The sequence below is a fragment of the Pilosibacter fragilis genome, assembly GCF_032490495.1.
Taxonomy (GTDB): domain Bacteria; phylum Bacillota; class Clostridia; order Lachnospirales; family Lachnospiraceae; genus Pilosibacter; species Pilosibacter fragilis.
On the sequence record NZ_JAVYJB010000007.1, the window covers coordinates 144,276 to 163,247 of the forward strand.

The 18,972-nt window shown below is 50.1% G+C and carries 20 protein-coding genes; 17 read left to right on the forward strand and 3 right to left on the reverse strand.

Translation table 11 applies throughout. The annotated features are described in order from the left end of the window. Positions 1 to 20 precede the first annotated feature (20 nt). From ABCW45_RS08895 to ABCW45_RS08910, 4 genes are all read left to right on the forward strand, one after another. The gene (locus ABCW45_RS08895; protein WP_021904962.1) at positions 21 to 311 is read left to right on the forward strand and encodes a hypothetical protein; all 291 of its coding nucleotides are present in this window, start codon (positions 21 to 23) and stop codon (positions 309 to 311) included. A 128-nt stretch (positions 312 to 439) separates the two neighbouring features. Continuing rightward, positions 440 to 1,426, forward strand: a complete 987-nt coding sequence (cbiB, locus tag ABCW45_RS08900) for an adenosylcobinamide-phosphate synthase CbiB (protein ID WP_343220678.1) — start codon at positions 440 to 442, stop codon at positions 1,424 to 1,426. Positions 1,427 to 1,531: 105 nt separating this feature from the next. Continuing rightward, positions 1,532 to 3,088 carry a cobyric acid synthase gene (locus tag ABCW45_RS08905; RefSeq protein WP_343220679.1) on the forward strand — a complete coding sequence of 519 codons (1,557 nt, stop codon included), beginning with the start codon at positions 1,532 to 1,534 and terminating at the stop codon, positions 3,086 to 3,088. Further along, a complete protein-coding gene (locus ABCW45_RS08910; RefSeq protein WP_343220680.1) occupies positions 3,085 to 3,768 on the forward strand; it encodes a precorrin-8X methylmutase in 684 nt (227 codons plus the stop codon). Before ABCW45_RS08905 ends, ABCW45_RS08910 begins: the two co-directional genes overlap by 4 nt. Before the next feature lie 93 nt (positions 3,769 to 3,861). Here the strand turns inward: ABCW45_RS08910 and ABCW45_RS08915 are convergent, their stop codons facing one another. The 3 genes from ABCW45_RS08915 to ABCW45_RS08925 form a co-directional block, all read right to left on the reverse strand. Beyond that, positions 3,862 to 5,601, reverse strand: a complete 1,740-nt coding sequence (locus ABCW45_RS08915; RefSeq protein ID WP_343220681.1) for an Rqc2 family fibronectin-binding protein — start codon at positions 5,599 to 5,601, stop codon at positions 3,862 to 3,864. A 290-nt stretch (positions 5,602 to 5,891) separates the two neighbouring features. Then, positions 5,892 to 6,461 (reverse strand): citrate lyase holo-[acyl-carrier protein] synthase, encoded by a 570-nt coding sequence (gene citX / locus ABCW45_RS08920; protein WP_117483706.1) that lies wholly within the window; start codon positions 6,459 to 6,461, stop codon positions 5,892 to 5,894. A gap of 45 nt (positions 6,462 to 6,506) precedes the next feature. Then, positions 6,507 to 7,421: a LysR family transcriptional regulator gene (locus ABCW45_RS08925; RefSeq protein ID WP_343220682.1), complete on the reverse strand. Its 915-nt coding sequence runs from the start codon at positions 7,419 to 7,421 to the stop codon at positions 6,507 to 6,509. Between the two features lie 351 nt (positions 7,422 to 7,772). Here ABCW45_RS08925 and citD point away from each other — a divergent pair, with 351 nt between their 5' ends. The 13 genes from citD to ABCW45_RS08990 all read left to right on the forward strand — a co-directional run bounded on the left by citD (position 7,773) and on the right by ABCW45_RS08990 (position 18,968). After that, positions 7,773 to 8,072: a citrate lyase acyl carrier protein gene (gene citD / locus ABCW45_RS08930; protein ID WP_343220683.1), complete on the forward strand. Its 300-nt coding sequence runs from the start codon at positions 7,773 to 7,775 to the stop codon at positions 8,070 to 8,072. Beyond that, complete coding sequence (locus ABCW45_RS08935) at positions 8,072 to 8,971, forward strand: aldolase/citrate lyase family protein (protein ID WP_021904969.1); 900 nt, start codon at positions 8,072 to 8,074, stop codon at positions 8,969 to 8,971. The genes citD and ABCW45_RS08935 overlap by 1 nt, the downstream gene beginning before the upstream one ends. Position 8,972: 1 nt before the next feature. Then, a complete protein-coding gene (citF, locus tag ABCW45_RS08940) occupies positions 8,973 to 10,544 on the forward strand; it encodes a citrate lyase subunit alpha (RefSeq protein ID WP_343220684.1) in 1,572 nt (523 codons plus the stop codon). A 131-nt stretch (positions 10,545 to 10,675) separates the two neighbouring features. Further along, positions 10,676 to 12,076 carry a CitMHS family transporter gene (locus tag ABCW45_RS08945; protein ID WP_343220685.1) on the forward strand — a complete coding sequence of 467 codons (1,401 nt, stop codon included), beginning with the start codon at positions 10,676 to 10,678 and terminating at the stop codon, positions 12,074 to 12,076. Between the two features lie 230 nt (positions 12,077 to 12,306). Continuing rightward, a complete protein-coding gene (locus ABCW45_RS08950; RefSeq protein ID WP_343220686.1) occupies positions 12,307 to 13,185 on the forward strand; it encodes a YicC/YloC family endoribonuclease in 879 nt (292 codons plus the stop codon). 16 nt (positions 13,186 to 13,201) lie between these two features. After that, on the forward strand, positions 13,202 to 13,828 hold the full coding sequence (gmk, locus tag ABCW45_RS08955; RefSeq protein ID WP_343220687.1) for a guanylate kinase: 627 nt from the start codon (positions 13,202 to 13,204) through the stop codon (positions 13,826 to 13,828). Between the two features lie 91 nt (positions 13,829 to 13,919). Continuing rightward, positions 13,920 to 14,237 carry a DNA-directed RNA polymerase subunit omega gene (gene rpoZ / locus ABCW45_RS08960; RefSeq protein ID WP_015554588.1) on the forward strand — a complete coding sequence of 106 codons (318 nt, stop codon included), beginning with the start codon at positions 13,920 to 13,922 and terminating at the stop codon, positions 14,235 to 14,237. Positions 14,238 to 14,411: 174 nt separating this feature from the next. Further along, entirely contained in the window at positions 14,412 to 15,749 is a 1,338-nt protein-coding gene (gene rimO, locus ABCW45_RS08965; protein WP_117566586.1) for a 30S ribosomal protein S12 methylthiotransferase RimO, read from the forward strand. Then, positions 15,733 to 16,275, forward strand: a complete 543-nt coding sequence (gene pgsA / locus ABCW45_RS08970; RefSeq protein WP_117469647.1) for a CDP-diacylglycerol--glycerol-3-phosphate 3-phosphatidyltransferase — start codon at positions 15,733 to 15,735, stop codon at positions 16,273 to 16,275. Before rimO ends, pgsA begins: the two co-directional genes overlap by 17 nt. Further along, positions 16,275 to 17,012 (forward strand): nicotinamide-nucleotide amidohydrolase family protein, encoded by a 738-nt coding sequence (locus ABCW45_RS08975; RefSeq protein ID WP_021904975.1) that lies wholly within the window; start codon positions 16,275 to 16,277, stop codon positions 17,010 to 17,012. Before pgsA ends, ABCW45_RS08975 begins: the two co-directional genes overlap by 1 nt. A 53-nt stretch (positions 17,013 to 17,065) precedes the next feature. Next, the gene (locus ABCW45_RS08980) at positions 17,066 to 17,386 is read left to right on the forward strand and encodes a hypothetical protein (RefSeq protein WP_117469646.1); all 321 of its coding nucleotides are present in this window, start codon (positions 17,066 to 17,068) and stop codon (positions 17,384 to 17,386) included. Further along, positions 17,383 to 18,549: a DUF2953 domain-containing protein gene (locus ABCW45_RS08985; RefSeq protein ID WP_343220688.1), complete on the forward strand. Its 1,167-nt coding sequence runs from the start codon at positions 17,383 to 17,385 to the stop codon at positions 18,547 to 18,549. Before ABCW45_RS08980 ends, ABCW45_RS08985 begins: the two co-directional genes overlap by 4 nt. Positions 18,550 to 18,566: 17 nt before the next feature. Continuing rightward, entirely contained in the window at positions 18,567 to 18,968 is a 402-nt protein-coding gene (locus ABCW45_RS08990; RefSeq protein ID WP_015554583.1) for a GerW family sporulation protein, read from the forward strand. Positions 18,969 to 18,972: the final 4 nt, after the last annotated feature.

The window sequence follows — 18,972 nt, forward strand, 5'->3', positions numbered from 1 at the left end:
GATGAAGGGAGAACAAAAACATGATACTTTTATTATCTGTATGCAGCATCGGATTTCTGATCTACGGTGCGCTGGTTGTAAGCGGCATCTACACGCCGATCAGCTCAAAGATCCTTGTGGAGGACGAAGAGCGGGCAAAATGGTGCCACACAGAGGGAGTCACAAAGATGCTCTGGGGGCTGGATCTGGCATTCTTTGTCATGTACCGATGCAGCGTATTTCCGGCAGTTTTATGGCTGGCGGCATTTCTTGTACTGACGGTGGTTATTATCATCATGGCATATAAGAATAACGGAAAATATTTGAAATAGAGGTTGTGATGATTCCTGAATTTTTTGTCTGCGGGAGAAAAGAACGACAGGCTCACATGCGTATGGAAATATAGTTTCGTTTGTGCAGCTGAAAACAGGAAAATTACGGCAGGTAAGGAAGAATTTACATGATAGACAGAATGGAACTTCTGGCGGTGATCGCGCTTGGCTTTCTGATGGATCAGGTCCTTGGCGATCCGCACTGGCTGTATCACCCGGTGCGGCTGATCGGGGCATATATCAGTTTTCTGGAAAAAGGAATACGGAAGATCTTCGGAGACGGGGAACGGGCGCTGCTTGCGGGCGGCGTCGTACTTGTTCTTTTTGTGACGGGGACGACGGCGGTCATATCCGGCGGCATTCTTTATGCCTGCGGGAGGATCTCCCCGGGGCTTAAATTTCTGGTCTCGGTGATCCTCTGCTATCAGCTCTTTGCGGTGAGATCCTTAAAAGTTGAGAGCATGAAGGTCTACCGGGAATTGAAAAAAGATGATCTACCGGCAGCCCGGTACGCGGTCTCCATGATCGTGGGCCGTGATACGGAACGTCTCGACATGACGGGAGTCACGAAAGCGGCGGTGGAAACGGTAGCGGAAAATACTTCGGATGGTGTCGCAGCCCCGCTTTTTTATATGGCTCTCGGCGGCCCGGTCCTCGGCTGGGTCTACAAAGCGGTCAATACCATGGATTCCATGGTGGGATATAAGAACGACAAGTATCTTTATCTTGGAAGGGCGGCGGCAAAGCTTGACGATCTCCTGAACTTTATACCGGCGAGACTCTGCGCCTGGGTCATGATCTTCGCCTCCTATCTGCCATCAAAAGATCATGAATTTGACGGTTCCCATGCGAAGGAGATCTTTTTAAGGGACCGTTTCAACCACGCGAGCCCAAATTCCGCCCAGACGGAATCGGTCTGCGCCGGATCACTCAGGATCCGCCTTGCGGGAGATGCCTGGTATTTCGGAAAACTTGTGAAGAAGAAATACATTGGGGATGATCTGCGGCCGGTAGAGATCGAGGATATTCCGCGGGCGAATAAGCTTCTTTACCGGACATCATGGACCCTTATGGGACTCTGTGCAGTGGTAGAAACGGTTCTCAATTTATTGTAAAGATGGTTTAGAGGCATAAAAACAGGATATGGCAGCAGTCGTAATGCAGAGTATATACGATTATAAATTGTGTTAAAACGGCTGCAGCACTACGGAGGAATCAAATTGGCAAAAGTAATCATGATCCAGGGAACGATGTCGAATGCTGGGAAAAGCTTTCTCGCGGCGGGGCTCTGCCGGATCTTTAAACAGGACGGACTCAGGACCGCCCCGTTCAAATCCCAGAATATGGCATTAAATTCCTACATCACAAAGGACGGTCTTGAGATGGGCCGTGCTCAGGTCATGCAGGCGGAGGCGGCGGGAATCGAACCGGAGGCGGCGATGAATCCGATCCTCCTAAAGCCCACCTCCAACATGGGCTCCCAGCTCATCGTAAACGGAGAAGTCAGGGGAAATTATCCGGCGGCGGAATATTTTAAGATGAAAAAGAGCCTGATTCCGGACATCATGGACGCTTACAACACTCTGGCATCCAGGTACGATGTGATCGTCGTGGAGGGTGCCGGAAGTCCGGCAGAGATCAATCTCAGGGAGAACGATATCGTGAACATGGGACTGGCAGAGATGCTCGACGCACCGGTCCTTCTTGCGGGAGATATCGACCGGGGCGGGGTCTTCGCCCAGCTTTACGGAACCGCGGCACTTTTGACAGAGGAGGAGAGAAGGCGGATCCGGGCCTTTGTGATCAACAAATTCCGCGGCGATAAGGAGATCTTAAAACCGGGCCTTGCCATGCTCTATGAGCGGATCCGGATCCCGTTCGCGGGTGTGATCCCATATATGGATGTGGATGTGGACGATGAGGACAGTCTCTCGGAGCGACTGACCGGAAAATGTTGCTCAGGGCCGCTTCTCGACCGATCCGGCCATGAGGCGTTTGCAAAGGTCACGGTGGTAAAACTTCCGCGGATCTCAAACTTCACGGACTTCAATTCCCTTGAGCGCCTTCCGGGAATCGCTCTTTCCTATGTGAGCCGGCCCGAAGAACTGACAGGATCCGATCTCATTATCATACCCGGAACAAAGAATACGATGGGTGATCTCAAATGGATCCGCCAGAACGGGCTGGAGGCAGTGATCACACGGATGGCAGGAAAGGGAACTCCTGTTATCGGTGTGTGTGGTGGATTCCAGATGCTCGGAACGAGTCTCGACGATCCTCATGGGGTCGAGGAGGGCGGGACCATGCGGGGAATGGAGCTCTTACCGATCCGGACGATCTTCGCGGAGAAGAAAACGAGAACGAGAGTAACCGGCACGGCGAGATTTTCGGAGGACGGCGAACCGGTTAAAATCTCCGGCTACGAGATCCATATGGGTGAGACGATCCGGGATGGTGGAAGGAATTTCTCGGAAATCTGTTGCAGTGATGGAACTGGCGGACACACAGCCGATACAAAAGAGGATGGCTGCATATACAAAAATGTGTTCGGAACCTACGTCCACGGCGTTTTCGATACGGAGGAGATGCAGACGGCAGTTCGTAACTTCCTTGCAAAACAGAAAGGTGTCCGTCCGGAAGAATATGAGAGCGGAGTGACCTTTTCCATGGCGAAATACAAAGAGGAACAGTACGATAAAATGGCAAAGATCATCCGGGAAAATCTCGATATGGATATGATCTACCGGATCTTAGAGCGAGAGGATGTGAGAGGATGAGCGGACTCGACTGGACAGAAGAATTAAAGAAGCGGACGGGCATCGATTTTTTGACGACCCGCCCGATGGAGATCGAAAAGAAGAGCTTTGAGATCATAAAGGGAGAGCTGGGGGACGAGTTCGTTTCCTCTTATCCGGCGGATGCACTGCCGCTCCTCTGCAGGGTGATCCACACGACGGCGGATTTTTCCTACAGGGACACCCTGACGATCACCGACGGAGCTGTCGAAAAGGCAAAGGAAGCGATCCGACGCGGACTTCCGATCATCACGGACACCACGATGGCTGCATCCGGGATCAATAAAACGGCGGCAGGAAAATTCGGGATCGAGGTGCACTGTTTTATCGGAGATGAGGATGTGAAGGTAAAAGCGAAGGAGAGCGGCATGACGAGATCGGCGGTCAGTGTCGAAAAAGCCGCAGAATGTTATCCGGAATGCATCTACGCGGTGGGCAACGCACCGACGGCCCTGATGCGCCTTTATGAGCTGATCGAAGAGAAAAAGATCCGCCCGGCGCTCATTATCGGAGTCCCGGTGGGATTTGTCAATGTGGTGGAAGCAAAAGAGTTGATCTTAAGGACAGATGTTCCGGCCATCGTCGCGAGAGGGCGGAAAGGCGGCAGCAATATCGCGGCGGCGATCTGCAATGCGCTATTGTATGAAGCTGGCGGAAGATAAAAGAATATACGATGGAATACAGATATAGAAAAATGCCTGAGAGCTTTGCACATTCGGTGCTGCTCTGGGGCATTTTCTATTTGTACGATAAAATTATACTTCCTGCACCGTGATCCCCGGTACAGCCATCAAGGAGTAGTTCGTGTGATACACAACGAAACCGGGAGCAGCTCCGGGAACTTTTTTCAGATTCTTTCTCTGGATATAATCGACTTCCACCTTCTCGTTTCCCCGTCCCTTGGAGTAATAGGCGGCCAGCGCTCCGGCTTCCTCAAAGACGCGGTCCGGCAGCTCCTTTCCCTCGGTCTTTACGATGACATGGGAGCCCGGGATCCCCTTTGCGTGGAACCACCAGTCACCGCCGTTGGCAAACTTGAAGTCGAGTTCTTCGTTCTGGTAGTTGTTTTTTCCGACATAGATATGGAATCCGTCGCTGGAAAGGTAGTGGAACGGGCGGCTTGTGATCTTTACCTTTTTCCCGCCGGTGTAATGGCGTTTGATATAGCCGTACTCCGTAAGTTCTTCCTTGATCTGTACAAGGTCCTCCTCCAGCCTTGCGATATCCATGGAGGTACTGATGGATTCCAGATGGTCGATCTCCGCCTTCGTCTGCGAAAGCTGTTCCGTGACGGCCTCGTAGGTACGTTTCTGTTTATTGTACTTATCGAAATACCGCTTCGCGTTTTCCTGCGCCGTCATCGTTGGATCCAGCGGGATCGTAATTTCCGTATTGTCGTAATAATTTAAACATTTGAAACTTTTTTCACCGCCGGAGAGACCATATCCGTAGGTATTCAAAAGTTCTCCGTAGATCCGGTATTTTTCCCGCTTTTCAGTGTCTTTGAGCTGCTTTGTCTGAAGATCCAGCTTTCGCACACTGCGCTCCAGCGCATTGGAGATGATCTTTCTGAGATCCGTGGACTTCTGGTGGATCCGTGATACCGTATTCTTTTCCGCGTAGTAACGCTCGAGGAGTTCACTGATGGAATCAAACTTCACAGTCCTGTAATTTCCACCTTCCATCATCGTCAGCGGGACAGCGGCAAATTCGATGGGTTTTTCTCCCTCGTAGATAATATTCGGGGTGAAATTGCCCTCGCGGATATCGTCCATGATCCAGTTGAACGCGTGGAAGAGGTGGGTGAGTTCCGCGTCAGAAAATTCTTTTGCGGAGATATCACCGTCTAAGGATGCCAGATGGCAGATCTCAGCGGCAACCACGGGACTTAAGCCGGTAAGATCCATGTAGAGCGCTTTGGAAAGATTCTGCGGTGTGCTGTGCAGAAGCTCTTTAAATTCCGTTTCCGTGATCGTAAGCGGATTCTTCTTCTCACCGGAGTGGGGGATAAAATAATCTCTTCCCGGGAGTACTTCCCGGACAGAGCTTACCTGAGCTGAGATATGTTTGATGCTGTCTAAGATCACGTTATTCTCATCGCAGAAGATGATATTGCTGTGTTTTCCCATGAGCTCGATCACGATGAACTTTCTTCTGAGGTCGCCCATCTCATCAAGATGCTCCACCTCGATCCGGACGATCCGCTCCAGCCCTGGCTGGGTGACAGAGATAATCCTGCCATTTGCGATATGCTTTCTTAAGAGCATACAGAAGTTCGGGGCCGTCATGGGGCTCGGTTTATTGTTTGCCGTAAAATAGAGAAGCGGGAGACTGGCGTTGGCTGAGACGAGCAGCCGCACGTTCTCCCGGTTTCCTTTTATCGTAAAAAGTAATTCGTCCTTTTCCGGCTGGGCGATCTTTGAGATCCTGCCGGAGACGATCTTATCGTTCAGATCGCGGACCAGATTCGCGATCACAATTCCGTCAAATGCCATTGTTGTGGTGGTTCCTTTCTGACAACAGCTCCGTCTGAAATGTCAAAAGCCGTGACTGTGGAATCTGCTGTCTCAATATAGATTTTGTGTAACTGTTCAGTAGGTCTGCGCACTTGCTGCGCTGACCGTAAGAAAACATAGGCTTGAGGGCAAAAATCCCATCAGCGAAGCTGATCTGGAATGGATTTTTGCGTGTAACTATGAAGGTACTGAATAGTTACGATTTTGTACAAAATATGGAATGCCGGACAAGGAAGGAGATAAGGCCTTAACCGATTTCTGGTGGAACATTATCCGGCAAAGTTTTCCTTAAAAATCTTCTCGATCGCGGCTGTCAGTTCCGCCACGGAATGTGTCCGGCTTCTGGAACACTCCCTCGCAGGGCGTCCGCAGAGAAGACAGGTCCGTCCCGGTTTTCCGATATCACTTCGGGAGATCTTTTTCCCATCCCGTCCGATGATGTCGATATCGTAAAGACGTCCAAGCTTTGACGCGTCCTCCAACGGCACCAGCAGACGCTTTACATCAAGGGCATCCGCGTCCACGCATAAGAAGGCCTCCGGACCTGTCCGATCCAGGATCAGACTGCGCTTTAAGACCGGGATACCGGAATCGGATAACGCCTGAAGGATCTCCTTCAACGCAAGCTCAAAGGTCTCCGGCACATAGGGCAGGACCTTCACAGGACCCGGAATATTCAGGGTGAAGGAGACGAGAACTCCTGAATATTCCGCGAGAAGTTTCTCCTGTACCCAGACACGCCGCTCTCTGGCATTCAGCATATCCGGCAGTTCTGCCTCCGCACCGATAAACTGTTTTAATTCTTCTTTTTCTGTATCACTCAATAAAAAATGTTCCATAAAAACCTCAAATTCTGAAAATGCGGAGACTCCGTGCAGGATCCGTTAAGTGTTTTTTGCCGGATTGCGGAGCGTGTGCAGGATCTCGAGAAATCCCTTCATATATTTTGTCAGATACATGTCCTTCCGGTAGCAGGCATAAAAGTGCCGTGGATTCTCTACTCCGAGGATCGGATAGGAAAAGTAAGGGGATTCTGCGGAGTTGGACGTATCCACATAGGCGTCCGGACACGCCATAACAACGGGGCTCGACGCTACTACATGCTTTCCAATCTCAATGCTGATCGTCTCAAGATCGATCTTCGGCTTCATATCTCTTGTGATGAAGAGAGTGTCCTGAATCGACCGGACAGAGTGTCCGGGGCGGCTGGAGACAAAGGTCTCATCCTTTGCCTCTATAATATCGATAGGCGTTCCGGGCCGGATCCGTTTTGCGAGTGCGCAGTCTCTGTTCACGATGAGAACGAGCTGTTCCTCCTGGATCAGGTCATAATATAGATCCGCATGCTTCGGAAACGTGGTCAGGAGTGCGATTCCGACCTCCCCCTCCAGAACACTTTTTTCCATCGTCGCGGACCCCTGCTCGTGAAGCTCGATCTCCACATGGGGGAATCGTTTTTTAAAACGCGGATATAATTCCGGTAAAAGCTCCATGCCGCGCTGAACAGAGATACCAAGACGGATCTTTCCGAATTCCTCATTACTGAGTTCTTCGACCTGCTTTACAAGATTCGTGGAGATCGTTGTGACCTGTCTTGCTGCTTCCACATAGAGCTGTCCCGCGGGCGTCAGGGTGATCGGATCGGTAGAACGGTTAAAGATCGGAGCGCCGAGATTGCTTTCTGCCGTCTTTATGATCTGGCTCAAAGAGGGCTGGGAGACATAGAGCTTCTTTGCCGCATTCGTAAAGCTGCCTTCTTTTAAGACGGTCAGTACATACTGCATATGTTTTTCATTCATGTGGGGCACTCCTTTCCAGAACCGGAACGATACGGGATCGTTTGCGTCCCTATATTTTAACATATCTTCCTTAAAAATTCAACGCACGGAAAAAGACACGTATCTCCCCATAAGAATTCTCCTATATTCCTTATAGACGGATATGTATTGGATTAAAAAAAATACAAGTGATATAGTAAAGCCATAGAAAGTCATAGAACTAAGGCAGGAAACAAAAGTGATTTTGTGTATCCTGCATAAAAAGAAAAACGGAAGGTCCGGCAGCGGGATATACATAGGAATGACAACAGCGGACCATGCGGCCGTCTGAAAAATGGCTGCCGACCGTGAATGATCACAGGAGGGGATTAAATGGAAATCAAGAAGACAGCCATGGCCGGCACACTGGAATCCAGTGACGCCCAGGTAACCGTGGAGCCGGGCGAAGGAAAGATCGAGCTCACGATCGAGAGCAGCGTGATCCACCAGTACGGCAGACAGATCAGAAAAGTCACATTAGAGACACTGGACCGTCTCGGTGTTGACAACGCGAAGGTCACGATCTTCGATAAAGGAGCTCTCGACTGTACCTTAAAGGCGAGAGTTGAGTGTGCGGTCTACCGTTCCAACGGCATCACCGAAAATCTTCCGTGGGGAGGTGTCATCAAATAATGCATCCGAATAAAAAACGCTTAAGAAGATCCATGATGTTTTTAAACTGTCAGAAGCCGGGTCTCATCAAGGATCCGTACATCTATAAACCGGACTCCATCATGTTGGACCTTGAGGACGCAGTTGCCGAGAACCAGAAGGACGCAGCAAGATATTCCTTATATCATGCACTTCAGGAGATCGATTACCGCGGTGTTGAGAGAGTCGTAAGAATCAATGGTCTTGATACCCCGCACTGGAAAGAGGATATCCGTGTCTGTGTTGCCGGAGGTGCTGATACGATCCGTATCGCAAAGACCGAGACAGCACAGGATGTTAAGACCGTTGAGGAACATGTCCTTGCGGCAGAGAAAGAGTTTGGACGCCCGGAGGGAAGCACACTCCTAATGGCAGCCTTAGAGTCCTGCAAAGGTGTTTTAAATGCCTTGGAGGTATGTCAGTCCTCTGACAGACTTATCGGAATCGCTTTATCCGGCGGCGATTACACAAAGGACCTTCAGACAACGATCACCGGTACCGGAGTGGAGCTTATGGGAGCGAGACAGCACATGATCATGGCGGCGAGAGCGGCAGGTGTCCAGTGCTGGGATACAGTGTTCACAAACCTTGACGACATGGAAGGTTTCGAGAATGAGACAAGAATGATCAAGATGATGGGCTTCGACGGAAAGTCTCTCGTAAACCCGAGACAGATCGCCATCGTCCATAAGGTCTTCACACCGTCGGAAAAAGAGATCATCTTTGCGGAGAAGGTTGTCCGCGAGATCGATGACAAGAAGGCAAAGGGAATCGGAGTCTTCACCGTTGACGGAAAGATGATCGACATCGCATTCTACGACGGAGCAAAGAGAACACTCGCCATGGCGAAAGCAGCAGGCGTTTATAAGGGGGATTTATAAGATGATCAATGCAGTTGGAAGAGAAATTCCCGAAGAGGTCTTAAAAGCAACAGGCAAGGAGCCGTTTAAGGGCGTCTATGCCTACGATAATTACGAATATACAAAGGCGGCTCCGACCGTCCGTACATTAAACGAGCCGACAAGAAGCAAGCTTGTCGAGAACATCCATGATGCCCTCGTAAAATGCGGCATTAAGGACGGCATGGTCCTTTCCTTCCATCATCATTTCCGCGAGGGTGACTATGTGGTAAATATGGTCATGGAAGAGGTCCATAAGATGGGCATCAAGGACATCACGATCTGTGCAAGCTCCTTAGGAAAAGCTCACGATCCGATCGTTCCGTACATTGAGGATGGCACCATCACAGGAATCCAGTCCTCCGGTGTCCGCGGAAAGATTGGTGAGGCGATCTCCACAGGACGGTTAAAAAACCTTGCGATCATGCGCTCCCACGGCGGACGTGTCCGCGCCATTGAGTCTGGCGAAGTCCATATCGATATCGCCTTCATCGGCGCTCCGACATGTGATGAGTACGGAAACATGCGCGCAAACGGCGGAAAGAGCGACTGCGGCGTATTATCCTACGCGATGGTCGACGCCCGGTATGCAGATAAGGTTGTTGCTGTGACAGACTGTCTCGTTCCGTTCCCGAACATTCCGGCAAGCATCTCCATGGTAGATGTGGATTACGTTTGTGTCGTAGATGAGATTGGAAATCCGGCAAAGATCGCGACAGGTGCTGCAAAACCGACGACGGATGTCAGAAAGATCATGATGGCGGATTACTGCACAAAGTTTGTTGTCAATACCCCGTATTTCAAGGAAGGTTTCTCCTACCAGACAGGTGTCGGCGGAGCTTCCATCGCCTCCACGATCTCCCTCGGAAAGATCATGGAAGAGAGAGGCATCCATATGGGACTTGGCCTCGGCGGAATCACAACTCCGATGTGTGAGCTGTTGGCGAAAGGCCTCGTAAACAAGCTCGTTGATACCCAGGATTTTGATCAGGGTGCCATCGAGTCCATCAAGACAAATCCGAACCACTTCGAGATCTCCGCGTCCGAGTACGCGAACCCGTTCAACAAGGGCGCTTATGTCAATAAGCTGGATTTCGTGATCCTTGCGTCTCTTGAGGTTGACGTAAACTTTAACTGTAACGTCGTTGTCGGTTCCGACGGCATGATCACAGGTGCCCAGGGCGGACATCCGGATACGGCAGCGGGAGCGAAGTGTACGATCGTCATTGCTCCGCTGCTTCAGGGAAGAATCCCGGCAATCTGTACAAATGTTACGACGGTAACGACCCCTGGTGAGTCCGTTGACGTTGTCATCACAGACTACGGAATCGCCATCAACCCGAGAAGACAGGACCTCATCGAGTGCATGAAGGATGTTGATCTTCCGTTCTGTACGATCGAGGAGCTTCGTGACAAGGCATACGCCATGGTCGGAACTCCGGATCCGGTACAGTTTGATGACCGCGTGGTCGGTGTCATCGAGGCCCGTGACGGCACCATCATTGATGTAGTCAGAAAGATTAAGGATTATGAGTTTACAACAGATGTAGAGTGACTCAGAGAGCGATCTGTCAGCTTGCTCTGACTGGAAAGCGTGGGGGAACACTTTGCAGCCTGTGGAACATCGGCCGGAAGCTTCAGATTCCGGCCGGACAAATAATAATAATAATATAAAGGATCATATATATGTCAGAATTAACAGTAGGTATTTTAGGGTTTGTCTGTATCGTTGCGATTGTTATAACCCTTTTTAAGAGCAAGACCATGCCAAGTATGGCATTTATCATTTTCCCTTCGATCCTTGGTCTCATTCTTGTCCTTGGTGGATATTATACCATCGGAGAGATCGGAGACCTAATCAAAGGGGGATTTAAAAGCACCGGCCCGACCGCAGCCCTGTTTGTGTTCTCTGTCCTGTTCTTCGGAATCATGACAGATGCCGGTATGTTTGATGTAATTATCGACAAGCTTATGAAGTACGTCGGTGACAATGTGATCGGTGTGACCGTCATGACAGCGGTTATTGCCCTGATCGGTCATCTTGACGGCGGCGGAGCATCCACATTCCTGATCGTTGTTCCGTCCATGCTTCCGGTCTACAAAAAGATGCATATGAGACCGACAACACTCCTTCGCGTAGCTGTTCTTGCAATGGGTGTATTAAACCTGATGCCATGGGCCGGTCCGACCATGCGTGCAGCATCTGTTCTCGGTATGGAGGCAGGACAGCTCTGGGGCGGTCTGATCCCGATCCAGATCTTTGGAATCATTCTCTGCCTGGCACATGCGGTGTTTGCAGGTATTCAGGAGAAAAAGAGAGGAGCCGGTCTGAACGGAAAGCTTGCAATGGAAGCAGCTTCTGAGGACGCTACAGAAGAAGTACAGCATCAGAAGGACGAGAATGAGTACGCAAGACCGAAGCTTTTCGCTTTCAATATCTGCCTGACCATCGCAGTTATCGCTATGCTTGTATGGGATCAGTTCCCAAGCTATTTCCCGTTCATGCTCGGTGTAGCGGCAGCTCTTCTTGTAAATTATACACCGATCAAGCTTCAGAAGAAGATGATCAACCGCCATGCGGGTCCGGCGCTTATGATGTGTTCCACTCTGATGGGCGCTGCAGTCCTTATGGGTGTCCTTGTATATGGCTTTAACGCAAGCGGTGCCGCTGCGATCGCAAAGCCGGGCGTAGAGATGATAAAGACCTCCGTTGTATCTAACATGGCCAGCATCATTTCCATGATCCTCCCAGCAGCACTTGGACAGCACTTACCGCTTGTGATTGGTATCCTTTCCGTTCCGCTTGCACTTTGCTTTGATACCGATTCCTATTTCTATGGAATGCTTCCGGTCATGATCGCAATCGGTGCTTCCTTCGGAGTTGAGGCATTCCCGATCGCCGTTGCAATGGTTGTTTGCCGTAACTGCGCAACCTTCATCAGCCCGATGGTACCGGCAACTCTGCTTGGTATCGGACTTGCCGATGTGGACATCAAGGATCACATCAAGTCCAGCTTCGGTTATGTATGGATCTTCTCGATCCTTTGCATGCTGTTTGCAGTACTGATCGGAATCCTTCCGTTATAAACGACAATTTTCTTGAATTCAGATAGAATTGAGCGGCCGCTCTTCTTACCCCACAGACGGCTGCAAACTACCCTCTTTTCAAACACCCCGGAGCTTCGATCGGATCTCCGGGGTGTTTTCCTGTTCATAAGGTCCCCGTTCATAAATCTTTTGATTTACAGAATCTGGTTGACTGTATTTTTTATTTGCCGTATAATAAAAGTTATCTATGGGAAAGCGAGGCATGTCTGATGATTAAGAGCATGACCGGATTCGGCCGCCACGAGATGGTGACGGACGAGTGTAAGATTTCAGTAGAGATAAAGGCGGTAAACCACCGGTATCTGGATCTGGGAATTAAGATGCCGAAGAAATTCAATTACTTCGAGGCATCCATGCGTACCCTCTTAAAGGATCATATCCAGAGGGGAAAAGTAGATATATTTGTAACCTACGAGGATTATACCGATGCGAAGGTATTCCTCAAATATAACAGATCCCTTGCGCAGGAATATATGGACAGCTTTAAAAAGATGTCCGATGATTTCGGCATCGACAACGACGTAAAAGTGTCTATGCTGGCAAGGTGTCCGGAGGTCCTCACGATGGAGGAGGTTCCGGAGGACGAAGAGCATATGTGGGAACTCTTAAAGAATGCTTTACTTAAGGCCTGCGAGGGCTTTGTGGAGTCCAGGATCCGCGAGGGAGAGAATTTAAAGAACGACCTGATCGGAAAGCTTGACCATATGCTGGAATTAGTTGATTTTATCGAGGAGCGTTCCCCAAAGGTGATCGCGGAGTACCGCCAGAAGTTAGAGGACAAGGTGAAAGAACTTCTCGCTTCCGCCTCTGTGGACGATTCCAGGATCGCGACAGAGGTTACGATCTTTGCCGATAAGATCTGTGTGGATGAGGAGACCGTCCGCTTGAGAAGCCACATCGAGGGAATGAAGAAAGAACTTTTGGCCGGCGGCAGTGTCGGAAGAAAGCTCGATTTTATCGCCCAGGAGATGAACCGGGAGGCAAATACGATCCTCTCGAAATCTACGGATCTTGAGATCTCTGACCGCGCGATCCTCTTAAAGACTGAGGTCGAAAAGGTAAGAGAGCAGATCCAGAATATTGAATGATCAGGGGGCATTTGTAATGCAGACAAAAGGAGTCCTTGTTGTAGTTTCCGGGTTCTCAGGAGCCGGAAAAGGAACCGTGATGAAGGCGCTTTTAGAAAAATATGATAACTACGCGCTATCTGTATCGGCCACAACAAGAAGCCCGAGACCGGGTGAGGAAAACGGAAGAGAGTATTTCTTCCTCACAGAATCCCAGTTTGAGGATATGATCAGAAACGACGAGCTGATCGAGCACGCGCGCTATGTGGACCATTACTATGGAACACCGAAGAAGTATGTGGAAGAAAAGATGGCTGCGGGAAAAGACGTGATCCTTGAGATCGAGATTCAGGGGGCGTTGAATATCAAGAAGAAATTCCCGGACGCCCTTCTCGTATTTATCGTTCCTCCGACCGCAGAAGACTTAAAGAAACGCCTGATCGGACGCGGAACGGAAAGTGCGGAAGTGATCGAGAAACGTCTCCGCCGTGCCGCGGAGGAGTCCGATGGAATGGATTCCTACGACTATATCGTTGTCAACGATGATGTGGACACCTGTGTGGAAGACCTTCACAGCCTGATCCGTTCCAGCCACTTTAAAGAGTCCGCGAACACAGACCTTGTGGCGAGAATGAAGCAGGAGCTGCACGATATGACAAAATAAAAGAATGTATCCGAAAAATACCATGTGTAAAACCGGATACTTCAGATATTTAAGAACTTTTTAATTTCATGATCTGAAAGGGGCATATTTTATGTTACATCCGTCTTATACAGACTTAATTGAAGCCGTAAACAGCGACGTTGAGCCGGGCGAGCAGCCGGTAGTCCAGAGCCGCTATTCCATCGTTATCGCAGCATCCAAGCGTGCGAGACAGCTCATCGCAGGTGACGAGCCGTTAGTTGCAGGCGCTGCAGGAAAGAAACCGCTCTCCACCGCTGTTCAGGAGCTCTATGAGCAGAAGGTAAAGATCCTCACAGAGGATGAGGAGCCGGAGATCGAGACAGATTTCGAAGTAAAAGACAGAACTCCGGAAGAGATCAAAAAAGAAGAAGAGTACGCTGAGGAATAAACAGGTTCCCGGTTGTGGTCCGGCTTTCAGTCCGGCCATGGCCGGAAATATGAAAGAAAAGGAGGAAAACGGCTGAATCGGGCTTAAGTTTCCTCTTTTTTTCGCTGGCAGTCCGGAGTTTATGAGCCGGTCGGTTCTGGCGGCAGTTACGCACAGAAAGGAAATACGAACAGAATGAATTTACTTTTCATATCACTGGGCTGTGATAAAAACCTTGTGGATACGGAAAAAATGCTGGGAATCCTCGGAAAAGAGGGATATTCCTTTGTCGATGACGAGAATGAGGCAGATATCGTTGTTGTAAACACCTGCTGCTTTATCGGAGACGCAAAAGAGGAGAGCATCAACACGATCCTCCAGATGGCGGAGTTAAAGAAAAACGGTCGTTTAAAGGCACTGATCGTCACAGGCTGTCTCGCGCAGCGCTACAAGCAGGAGATCATCGATGAGATCCCGGAGGTAGACGCGATACTCGGAACGACATCCTATGAGGCTGTAGGAGCAGCGATCAGGGAGGTTATGGACGGCGAGACACCGGAAATCTTTGAAAGCATCGATGCACCGGTGAGCACGGCTACGGAGCGCCTTATCACAACAGGTGGGCACTATGCGTTCTTAAAGATCGCGGAGGGCTGCGACAAGCGCTGCACCTACTGTATTATCCCGTATCTTCGCGGAAAATACCGCAGTGTTCCGATGGAACAGCTTGTAAGAGAGGCGGAAGAACTCGCGGAGAAAGGTGTGAAAGAGCTGATCCTTGTTGCGCAGGAGACCACCCTTTACGGAAAAGACCTTTACGGCGAGAAGAAGCTTCCAGAGCTTTTAAGACGTCTGGCGGCCGTGTCCGGTATCCAGTGGATCCGCCTCCAGTACTGCTACCCGGAGGAGATCACCGACGAGCTCATCGAGACGATCAAAACTGAAGAAAAAGTCTGTAACTATCTGGATATCCCGATCCAGCACGCAAGCGATGCTGTGTTGAAGAGGATGGGCAGAAGAACCAACAACAAAGAGATCCGAGGGCTGATCGCGAAACTCAGAAAAGAGATCCCGGACATCGCGCTCCGCACCACCCTGATTTCCGGATTCCCGGGTGAGACGGAGGAAGACCACGAGATCCTGATGCAGTTTGTCGATGATATGGAATTTGACCGTCTCGGCGTATTTGCTTACTCCCCGGAGGAAGATACTCCGGCTTTCAGCTTTGAGAACCAGGTTCCGGAGGAGGTAAAACAGGATCGCCGCGATGAGATCATGGAACTCCAGCAGGAGATCGCTTTCGAGAAGTCCGAGGCGATGAAGGGACGTACCCTGGAAGTGATGATCGAGGGCAAGGTTGCTGACGAGAATGCCTACGTTGGACGTACCTATATGGACAGTCCGAACGTGGATGGGCTTATCTTTGTAAACACCGGACTTTCCCTGATGTCCGGAGATTTCCTTAAGGTACGCGTCACAGGCGCGTCCGAATACGATCTGATAGGGGAGGCAGAGGATGAATTTACCGAATAAACTGACAATATTACGAGTGATCATGATCCCGTTTTTCGTAGCCGCGCTTCTTTATGACGGCGGCGCAAACCAGAACATGCGTTATGTGGCGGCGGCGCTCTTTATCATCGCGAGCCTGACCGATATGCTGGACGGAAAGATCGCGAGAAAGTATAATCTGGTAACAAATTTTGGAAAATTTATGGATCCGTTGGCGGATAAACTGCTTGTCTGCTCCGCACTGATCTGTATGATCGAGCTTCGTCAGCTTCCGGCCTGGATGGTCATCATCATTATCAGCCGTGAGTTCATTATCAGCGGCTTCCGTCTGGTGGCATCCGACAACGGTGTTGTCATCGCAGCGAGCTACTGGGGAAAATTTAAGACCACATTCCAGATGATCGGGGTGGTTCTTCTGATCTTTAATATTCCGGCGTTGTCAACTTTGACGACGATCATTGTCTGGATCGCTCTTGCATTGACAGTAATTTCACTTGTTGACTACATTGTGAAGAACGCCGGCGTTCTTACGGAAGGAAAAATGTGATGATTCGAACAGAACAGGGTTATGCCCAGATATTTAAAATTTACGGAAAAAGCGAGACGGAAGTAAAGGAAAAGCTTCAGGACCTCTTAAAGTGCGGCGGCGCTGTCGTGATCTACACGAGACGCCGCGGAAAAGATGTCCATGTTCTCGCGGAGACACAGGCGGAGGATGAGGAGTCCGCCAAGGCGGCGTTAAAACCTGTTGCCAAGGAGATCAAAAAGGCACTGGGCGACATGTATTATTCCACGAAAGAGAATGAGACGATGGAAGAGACCGTTGTGCGCCTCCTCACAAAGTACGGACTCACGGTGACAACGGCGGAGTCCTGCACCGGCGGCATGGTGGCTGCAAAGATCATCAACGTGCCAGGTGCGTCTGACGTATTTGATCAGGGTTATATCACATATTCGAACAAATCAAAGAGAAAGATCCTCGATGTCAGCAAGGCAACTTTAAAAAAATACGGGGCAGTCAGTGAGCAGACTGCAAGGGAGATGGCACTCGGCGGTGTTCTCGCGGCTGATGCGGATGCCTGTGTTGCTGTAACGGGGCTTGCTGGTCCGGACGGTGGAACAGAGGAGAAGCCGGTGGGACTCGTATACGTTTCCTGCTGCATGAAGGACGAAGTGATTGTGGAGGAATGCCACTTCAACGGTACAAGACAGGAGATCCGGGAACATGCCGCGGTCACGGCGCTGGACCTTTTGAGAAGAATGATCATCAGATCCAGACAGTAGACCGGGTCCAGGCGTGACCTGGTCATAAATATTAAGGGATGAGCAGGTGAATCATGCGCTGGTATGAAAAACTGTATGTCGGGGAAAAAGCGAAAAAGCACAGATACGAAACGATCCAGGCGGTCCGAAATGGAAGACCAATGGGCTTTTATGTCCTGACTCCGGCGGCTGGGGAGCGGAACCTTTTAGATATCTATCCGGCGCTGACATTAAAGCTTCCTTACTATGAAAAGCAGGATCTTCTGATCGTAGGGATCGCTGCGGATTTTGAGGATGCGGCGGCGCTTGCGGGGCGGATCATCTGCGAGGCATACAAAAAGACCGGCGGGTATGATGTGAACTCCTTTCTTTTCGGAAAGGGGTGCTGCGAGTGATCCATATATTGCTGATGATCTTAAAGGTCATCGGGATCATCCTGTTGGTGATCCTGGCACTGCTGCTCACAGCAGTTCTGCTCATCCTGTTTGTTCCGGTCCGGTACCGGGCGGATGTCTTATTTGAAGGAAAACCGGACGGGGAGGCGGCGGTGAGCTGGCTTCTACATCTCGTGCGGATCCGGGTGAGTTATCACGAACACGCGGATGTATCCGGGCGGGTGCTGTGGTTTAAGCTGTTTGATGTGAGATTGTGGCCGCCGGAGGATGAGGAAGAACAAAAAACAAAATCAGAAACGGAGCCGGTTTTTGCGGACTTTGAAAAAACACCGGTACTGTCAGAAAATGATTCTGAAATCAGAAACACAGAGGTATCTGTTTTAACTGAAAACGAGCAGCAGGAAATACCTTTGGAAACAGTTGCGGAGACATCGAAAGCGGAAGAGAAAAAAACTGCCGGGGATGACAGGACGGCTGTCCCTGCGGAAGATGATGAACTTGTTGTCCATGCAACGGAGCTTGTTTCAGGATCGAATGAATCTTCTTCTCCCAGCGCACTGCCGGCGGGTGCTTTGAAAAACTCCTCAAAGGAAAATTTTAAGGAACCCTTTGAGAAAGAGGAGCGTGTGGAGAAGGTTAAGAACTGTTTCGGTGCGAAGATCAAAGAAAAATTGGCTCGGCTTATAAAAAAAGCCCGAACTCTTTGGAATAGAATCCGGGAACTGCCCGGAAAGATCCGGAAGCTGGCCGATGGGATATCAAAGAAGAAAATTTCTCTGGAAAAGACCTGGAACAGCATCTCGATGTTCTGGCACGACGGGCAGAACCAGAAAGCGTTTCACCTTGTCTGGAAGCGCACAAAAAAACTTGTCCGCTACGTTCTTCCGAAAAAGGTGCAGGGACGGATTCGCTTCGGTTTCGATGATCCCTACGATACGGGGCAGGTTCTCGCGGCGGTCAGTCCGTTTTACGGCTTATACGCCAGAACGCTGACTCTGGAGCCGGATTTCACCGGAACGGCGCTTGACGGAGAACTTCATTTTAAGGGGCGGATCGCCCTGTGGTATCCGCTCTGGACGGCAGCAAGACTGTTTATCAGTAAAGATTTCAGAAGATTACTTCGTTTCTTGAGGAAAAGAGATTCTGGGACGAAAAAAGCATAGATTTAGGAGGAATCGGTATGGCAGAAAATCAGTTTCCATCTACCGTGGACGCACTGTTTAAGGGGATGGATCATTTCATTACATCAAAAACCGTTGTGGGCGAGCCTGTGAAGGTGGATGAGAACACGACGATCATCCCGCTTGTGGATGTGACCTGCGGCATGGCAGCCGGTTCCTTTGCACAATCAGCAAAGACAAATGGCGGCGGCGGTATGAGCGCGAAGATGAGCCCCAGCGCTATCCTTGTGATCCAGAACGGCATGACAAAGCTCGTCAATATCAAACATCAGGATGCAGTCACCAAAGTCCTCGACATGGTCCCGGATATCGTAAACCGCTTCACCGGCGGCAATGATATTACTCCGGACGCGGCGGCAAAAGCGGAGAAGATGGCAGCTGAGATGGAGAAAGAGAAATGAACAC

Excerpts from the sequence above, each read along its gene's own strand:
- ABCW45_RS08895 (WP_021904962.1), top strand. The coding sequence starts at position 21 with ATGATACTTTTATTATCTGTATGCAGCATCGGATTTCTGATCTACGGT.
- cbiB (WP_343220678.1), top strand. The coding sequence starts at position 440 with ATGATAGACAGAATGGAACTTCTGGCGGTGATCGCGCTTGGCTTTCTG.
- citX (WP_117483706.1), bottom strand. The coding sequence starts at position 6,461 with ATGGAACATTTTTTATTGAGTGATACAGAAAAAGAAGAATTAAAACAG.
- gmk (WP_343220687.1), top strand. The coding sequence starts at position 13,202 with ATGCAGACAAAAGGAGTCCTTGTTGTAGTTTCCGGGTTCTCAGGAGCC.
- ABCW45_RS08990 (WP_015554583.1), top strand. The coding sequence starts at position 18,567 with ATGGCAGAAAATCAGTTTCCATCTACCGTGGACGCACTGTTTAAGGGG.
- ABCW45_RS08910 (WP_343220680.1), top strand. The coding sequence starts at position 3,085 with ATGAGCGGACTCGACTGGACAGAAGAATTAAAGAAGCGGACGGGCATC.
- ABCW45_RS08975 (WP_021904975.1), top strand. The coding sequence starts at position 16,275 with ATGATTCGAACAGAACAGGGTTATGCCCAGATATTTAAAATTTACGGA.
- ABCW45_RS08945 (WP_343220685.1), top strand. The coding sequence starts at position 10,676 with ATGTCAGAATTAACAGTAGGTATTTTAGGGTTTGTCTGTATCGTTGCG.
- ABCW45_RS08935 (WP_021904969.1), top strand. The coding sequence starts at position 8,072 with ATGCATCCGAATAAAAAACGCTTAAGAAGATCCATGATGTTTTTAAAC.
- pgsA (WP_117469647.1), top strand. The coding sequence starts at position 15,733 with ATGAATTTACCGAATAAACTGACAATATTACGAGTGATCATGATCCCG.
- citD (WP_343220683.1), top strand. The coding sequence starts at position 7,773 with ATGGAAATCAAGAAGACAGCCATGGCCGGCACACTGGAATCCAGTGAC.
- rimO (WP_117566586.1), top strand. The coding sequence starts at position 14,412 with ATGAATTTACTTTTCATATCACTGGGCTGTGATAAAAACCTTGTGGAT.
- ABCW45_RS08950 (WP_343220686.1), top strand. The coding sequence starts at position 12,307 with ATGATTAAGAGCATGACCGGATTCGGCCGCCACGAGATGGTGACGGAC.
- ABCW45_RS08915 (WP_343220681.1), bottom strand. The coding sequence starts at position 5,601 with ATGGCATTTGACGGAATTGTGATCGCGAATCTGGTCCGCGATCTGAAC.
- citF (WP_343220684.1), top strand. The coding sequence starts at position 8,973 with ATGATCAATGCAGTTGGAAGAGAAATTCCCGAAGAGGTCTTAAAAGCA.
- rpoZ (WP_015554588.1), top strand. The coding sequence starts at position 13,920 with ATGTTACATCCGTCTTATACAGACTTAATTGAAGCCGTAAACAGCGAC.
- ABCW45_RS08925 (WP_343220682.1), bottom strand. The coding sequence starts at position 7,421 with ATGAATGAAAAACATATGCAGTATGTACTGACCGTCTTAAAAGAAGGC.
- ABCW45_RS08980 (WP_117469646.1), top strand. The coding sequence starts at position 17,066 with ATGCGCTGGTATGAAAAACTGTATGTCGGGGAAAAAGCGAAAAAGCAC.